We start from the raw sequence: 5,784 nt of genomic DNA on the forward strand, positions 1-5,784 counted from the left end.
CTCAATAGGCTGTGGGGCATGCTCACCCTGGCTCACATCAGCGACACCCACATCGGCGGCTCCGAACACAGCGTGCGACGGACTGAGGCGGTGGTGCGACATCTCGCCGAACTCCCCGAGCCCATCGACGCCGTGGTGGCGACCGGCGACATCGCCGACCACGGCGCCGCGGACGAGTACGAGACCGTCCGTGAACTGCTGGCGCGGCTGCCGTACCCGACGATCGTGTGCCCGGGCAATCACGACTCGCGCGCCGAGTTCCGCAAGGTGCTGCTCGGCGCGAACGACGGCCCGGGCGACGGCGGGGACGCCCCGGTGAACCAGGTGCTGCACCTGCCGGAGGCGACGATCGCGCTGTGCGACTCCACCATCCCCGGGCGTCCCGAGGGCTACCTGGACGACGCCACGCTGACCTGGCTGGACGGCGTGCTGGAGTCCGCCGACCGGCCCGTGTTCGTGGGGATGCACCACCAGCCGGTGCCGCTCGGCATCCCCTACGTGGACGAGATCATGCTCCGCGAGCCGGAACGGCTCGCCCAGGTGCTGCTACGGCGCAGCCGCACGGTGGCGGCGCTGCTGATCGGCCACGCGCACACGGCGGCCAGCGCCAACTTCGCCGGGCTGCCGGTACGGGTGGCCGCGGGCGTCAGTTCTACGCTCATGCTGCCCGCCGAGAACACCCAGCGCATGGCGATCGACTACGACCAGCCGCCCGGGTTGTCCTTCCACCTGTTCGAGCCGGACGGCGGCTGGCTCGTCACGCACTCACGGGTCGTCGCGGCGTAGCCGTGAACGCCGCGTAGACCGCGTCCAGGCCCATCGCCGCACGCGCCTCCCTGACGGTCTGCACGACCACCTCACGGGTGCGCTCGGTGCTCTCCACGATGAGCCGTTCGACCAGGCCCGGTTCGCTCTCGAACCGGGCGCGGCGCTCCCGCATCGGGTCCAGGAACGCGTTGATCGCGTCGGCGAGTTTGGTCTTGACCTCCACGTCGCCGACGCGGCCCGTCCGGTAGCGCTCCTTGAGGTCGTCGACCTCGGCGGTGTCGCGGTTGAACGCGTCGTGGTAGACGAACACCGGGTTGCCCTCCACGGTGCCCGGAATGTCGGCCCTGACGCGTTTGGGGTCGGTGTACATCCCGCGGACCCTTCGGCGCACCTCGTCCGGCGAGTCGGACAGGTAGATCGCGTTGCCGACGCTCTTGCTCATCTTGACCTGCCCGTCGGTGCCGACCAGGGACGAGACGTCGGCCGAGATCAGCTCGGGCACCGGGAACGTCTCGCCGTACAGGTGGTTGAACCGGCGGGCGATCTCCCTGGCGATCTCGACGTGCGCTGCGTTGTCCTTGCCGACCGGTACGGCGTGCGCCTTCACGCACAGGATGTCGGCCGCCTGGAGCACCGGATAGCCGAGCAGGCCGTAGGGCATCTCCTCCTTGCCCGCGTCCCTGGCCATCTCCTTCAGGCTCGGGACGCGCTCCAGCCTGGGCACCGTGACGAGGTTCTGGAACAGCGTGTTCAGCTCCATGACCTCCGGGATCGCCGACTGGAGGTAGAAGACCGCGAGGTCCGGCTCCAGGCCGGCGGCCAGGGAGTCCAGGACCATGTCCCGCGCGTTGCCCGCCGATCTCGCGATGTCCTCGCGGGTGTTCTTGGTGGTGAGCATGTGCAGGTCGGCGATGATGAAGTAGCTCTGGTAGGAGTGCTGGAGCGTGCGGCGGTTGGCGATGCTGCCGACGTAGTGGCCCAGGTGCAGCCGTCCGGTCGGCCGGTCGCCGGTGAGCATCCTGGGTGGCGCGGTGGTGGTCATTCGGCTTCTCCTCGATGTTTCGCGGCCTACGGAGCGGCCCCGAAAACGAGGAGGGCCGCCCGGAGGACGGCCCGATTTCGTGCGCACATCAGGTGACCGCCCTAAGACGGCCACCACCAGCTCGATGTGCGGATCACGCGCTCGACTTTACCCGACCGGCGGCCCTGATCGGCTCACCGACCTCGTGCATGTGCCGCAGCGCCTTGGCGTAGGACCGGATCAGCCCGCACTCCTGGTAGTCGATGCCGAGTTCGGCGCAGTAGTCGCGGACGATCGGCTGCGCCCTGCGCAGGTTGGGCGACGGCATGCCGGGGAACAGGTGGTGCTCGATCTGGTAGTTGAGCCCGCCGAGCGCGATGTCCACGAACCGGCCTCCGGTGACGTTGCGGGAGGTCAGCACCTGACGGCGGAGGAAGTCCAGTCGCTCCTCGCCGCGCAGCGTGGGCATCCCCTTGTGGTTGGGCGCGAACGTGCAGCCCAGGTAGACCCCGAACACCGCCTGGTGCACGACCAGGAAGACCAGCGCCTGCGGCAGCGGCAGCGCCAGCAGCACCGCGCCGACCCCCAGCACCACGTGCCCGATCAGCAGGGCGGCCTCGATCCCGCGCCGCTTCATGAAGGGCCGGAACAGCGCCCGGAAGCTGGACACGTGGAGGTTCAGGCCCTCCAGCGTGAGCAGCGGGAAGAACAGGAACGCCTGCCTGCGCCCGATGAACCTGGCCAGCCCGCCGCTGGCCTCCGCCTGCTCCTTGGACCAGATCAGCACATCCGGCGAGACGTCGGGGTCGAGGTCCTCGTGGTTGGGGTTGGCGTGGTGCCGGTTGTGCTTGTCGTTCCACCAGCCGTAGCCCATGCCGATGAGCAGGTTGCCGACGATCAGGCCGGTCACCTCGGTCGCCCGCCGGGTCCGGAAGACCTGCTTGTGCGCGAGGTCGTGGGCCACCAGCGCGGTCTGCGCGAAGATCACCGCGAGCAGCACGGCCAGGCCGATGGCCAGCGGCCAGGACTCCCCGATGAGGAAGACCGCCGCCCAGCCGGCCGCGTAGAGGAATCCGACGATGCCGAATCTGACGACGTAGTAGCCCGGGCGCCTGTCCAGCAGCCCGGCCTCCGCGATCCGGCGGGACAGCCGGGCGAAGTCACTACCTCGGCCGCTCACCGAGCGATCGGGGGGATCGACCATGGTTGAGCCGGTCACGGGTTCTCCTCACCTGTTCATGGACGATGACATAGCGAAACTTTGCCGGACATCGGCCCGCTACACCGGTACCAGCGCCGGTACAAGTTTGGAAAGCTTGCGTTCAGGAGCGAAATCCCGTGCGCACCCCGGCTCACGGTGGTGCCTGCCTTACCGCCAACCGGGTCATCAGTGTGCTATAGCCGCTTGTCAGGCGATTCGCGACTAAGGACGTCAAGCACCCGCCGCCACATCAGCACCGCCGAGTCGGCGGAGTAGCCGGGCAGGTCGGGGTCGGCGAACAGGTGGGCATCGCCCGGGTAGACGAAGCGCTCGAAGCGCTCGCCGACGTCCGTGCGCAGTTCGGCGATCTCCTTCTCCTCCACGAATGGGTCGCCTTCGGTGTAGTGGACCTGGACCGGTACGCCCGCGGGCCACCCGCCGTCGGTCACCTCGCGGACGGGCACCCCGCTGTGGAAGAGCAGCGCGCCCAGCGAGAAGCCCGCGAACACGACCGGGCGGACGACGCCTTCGCCGATCTCCTTCCAGCGCCGGAACAGCTCGGGATAGGTCACGGCGTCGCGCTTGCGCAGCCCGGCGTCCAGTTCGTCGAAGACCTCGCCGTCGTAATAGTCAGGGGCGTGGATGATATGACCGGCATCGCGAAGAATGCCGGCCGCGACCTCCACTCCGCGCCGCAGGCCCAGCGCGGAGTGCAGGAGAACGATTTCGGCCATGCGAACGTGTGTACCATCCCCGTACGCTGGGCGACCAGGGCTAATGCGGGGCCATGTCCACAAAACGACTGTAGTGCCCCTGGAAGGCGACCGTAACCGTCGCGGTGGGGCCGTTACGGTGCTTGGCCACGATCAGGTCGGCCTCGCCCGCGCGGGGCGACTCGCGTTCGTAGGCGTCTTCGCGGTGCAGCAGGATCACCATGTCGGCGTCCTGCTCGATGCTGTTGTGGACGGCGACGCCGTCGGCCACGAAGTTGTGGGTGCCGAGCACCGTGGCGTCGTAGACCTCCTGCTCGCCCAGCGGCTCGATGGCGGCCACCTCGTCCCAGAAGACGTCGTTGACCGCCACCACGTCGAGGTCGGCCGCGTCCAGGAGGGTGGCGACCCCGCCCATGCCGCGGTCGTGCCGCAGGGCGCTGCCGACCCGCCGCCACACCTCGCCGGACACCTCGGCTTCGGTCTCCGCCGCGCGCAGCCTGCCGGCGACCTCGCCGCCGCCGAGGCCCAGCGCGTCGAGCAGGCGGAGCTGGTCGGCGGGGGCCTGGACGCTCAGCCGATGGCCGCCGGGCACCGCCTCGACGTGCGCGGGCACGTTGAACCGGAGCAGCAGCCGGGCGAGGTCGTCGATCACCCGGCGCTCTGCTGGGCCGTACGTGACGCGGGCCTCTGTGTCGTCCCACCGGATTTGCCCGCCGGTTGTCCACAGCCTGTGGACAAAGCTGGCGAGCCGGGATTTGGGCAGCGCGAACACGCGCTCGTCCGGCTCGGTGATCTCGTCGATCGGCCCGTCCTCGCACCGCCGCGGGGCCGGGACGTGCCGGGGCACGGCCAGGCGGGCGCCCGGCGCCAGCTCGCCGAGCGGACGCCAGCCGTCGTGGGTCAGGAACGGGTGGTTGGCCGTGGCCTCCACCTCCCGGCCCGACCGCAGCCGCAGCCGGTAGACCGGCTTGACCCCGCTCGGGAACACGTGGGTCATCGTGCGCGGGACCAGCCGGAGGCGTTCGTCCAGCGACCAGACCGGGATGTCGCGCTCGCCACGGGCGAGCAGCTCGCCGAGCGAGACCTCGGCCCCGGTGTCGGCGCGCAGCACCCGCGTGGCGGCGGTCAGGCACCCGGACTCACGCAGGTCGCTCACCTGGGGACGCTTGTCGGTGCGCTGCTCGGGACCACGGTTGAGCTGGGAGATCGCGATCACCGGCACCTCCAGCTCCTTGGCCAGCAGCTTGAGCGCGCGGGAGATCTCCGAGACCTCCTGCTGGCGGCTTTCCACCTTCTTCGGCGAGCTCATCAGCTGGAGGTAGTCGACGATCACGAAGCGCAGGTCGTGGCGCTGCTTGAGCCGCCGGCACTTGGCGCGGATCTCCATCATCGACATGTTCGGGGAGTCGTCGATGAACAGCGGCGCCTCGGCGACCTCGCCCATCCGCTTGGCGAGCTTGGCCCAGTCCTCGTCGTTCATCGAGCCGGAACGCATGTTCTGGAGGCCGACCCGGGCCTCGGCGGACAGCAGGCGCATGGTGATCTCGTTGCGGGACATCTCCAGCGAGAAGACCACGGTGGTCATCTGGTGCCTGATCGCGGCGGACCTGGCGAAGTCGAGGCCGAGCGTGGAGTTGTGCGTCGGCACCCAGCCGGGGCCGGCCAGGTAGAGGTGGTCGGGGGCGTCGACCTGCACGCAGCGGACCGGCACCGGCGCGGTGGGGCGTACGGCCAGCACCCGGCGGACCGGCCGCTCCGGGAGACGCTGCCCGGCGAGCTTGCGGGTGAGCCGGAAGACCTTGCCGGCCGGGGTGAAGGCGACGATGTGCCGGTCGCCGTGGCGAGCCGACGGGGCGGGGGCGTGGCCGAGGCTCAGGATCAGCTCCCCGACATCGCCGGCCAGGCCGGGCCCGGGGACGGCCAGACGCACCTCCCCGGTGGGGGTGACATCGCCGCGGGCGTCCAGGAACCCGGCCAGGAGCTCTCTCCGCTGCTCCTCGGCGGCCCGCAGGTAGCCCGGCGGGACCCGGCCCGCCTCGGCCCGCGCGAGGCGCCTGCCGAGCTCGTAGGGCGGCTCTGGG

5 protein-coding genes are annotated in these 5,784 nt (G+C 70.2%); 1 reads left to right on the forward strand and 4 read right to left on the reverse strand.

Going from position 1 to position 5,784, the window contains the following annotated elements:
* The coding region (locus tag C1I98_RS34080; protein ID WP_233508421.1) for a metallophosphoesterase at positions 1-786 on the forward strand (786 nt) is incomplete at its 5' end.
* Here the strand turns inward: C1I98_RS34080 and trpS are convergent.
* The 4 genes from trpS to C1I98_RS34100 form a co-directional block, all read right to left on the reverse strand.
* Positions 758-1,810 (reverse strand): tryptophan--tRNA ligase, encoded by a 1,053-nt coding sequence (gene trpS, locus C1I98_RS34085; RefSeq protein ID WP_199537430.1) that lies wholly within the window; start codon positions 1,808-1,810, stop codon positions 758-760. The two genes, C1I98_RS34080 and trpS, sit on opposite strands and share 29 nt — an antisense overlap.
* A 133-nt stretch (positions 1,811-1,943) precedes the next feature.
* Positions 1,944-3,008, reverse strand: a complete 1,065-nt coding sequence (locus tag C1I98_RS34090; RefSeq protein ID WP_438672127.1) for a fatty acid desaturase family protein — start codon at positions 3,006-3,008, stop codon at positions 1,944-1,946.
* A gap of 176 nt (positions 3,009-3,184) precedes the next feature.
* The gene (locus C1I98_RS34095) at positions 3,185-3,724 is read right to left on the reverse strand and encodes a dienelactone hydrolase family protein (RefSeq protein ID WP_111171452.1); all 540 of its coding nucleotides are present in this window, start codon (positions 3,722-3,724) and stop codon (positions 3,185-3,187) included.
* Between the two features lie 40 nt (positions 3,725-3,764).
* On the reverse strand, positions 3,765-5,784 hold a 2,020-nt coding region (locus tag C1I98_RS34100; RefSeq protein ID WP_146607812.1), incomplete at its 5' end, for a DnaB-like helicase C-terminal domain-containing protein.

Source organism: Spongiactinospora gelatinilytica (assembly GCF_003236385.1).
GTDB classification, from domain to species: Bacteria; Actinomycetota; Actinomycetes; order Streptosporangiales; family Streptosporangiaceae; genus Spongiactinospora; species Spongiactinospora gelatinilytica.

Excerpts from the sequence above, each read along its gene's own strand:
- trpS (WP_199537430.1), bottom strand. The coding sequence starts at position 1,810 with ATGACCACCACCGCGCCACCCAGGATGCTCACCGGCGACCGGCCGACC.
- C1I98_RS34095 (WP_111171452.1), bottom strand. The coding sequence starts at position 3,724 with ATGGCCGAAATCGTTCTCCTGCACTCCGCGCTGGGCCTGCGGCGCGGA.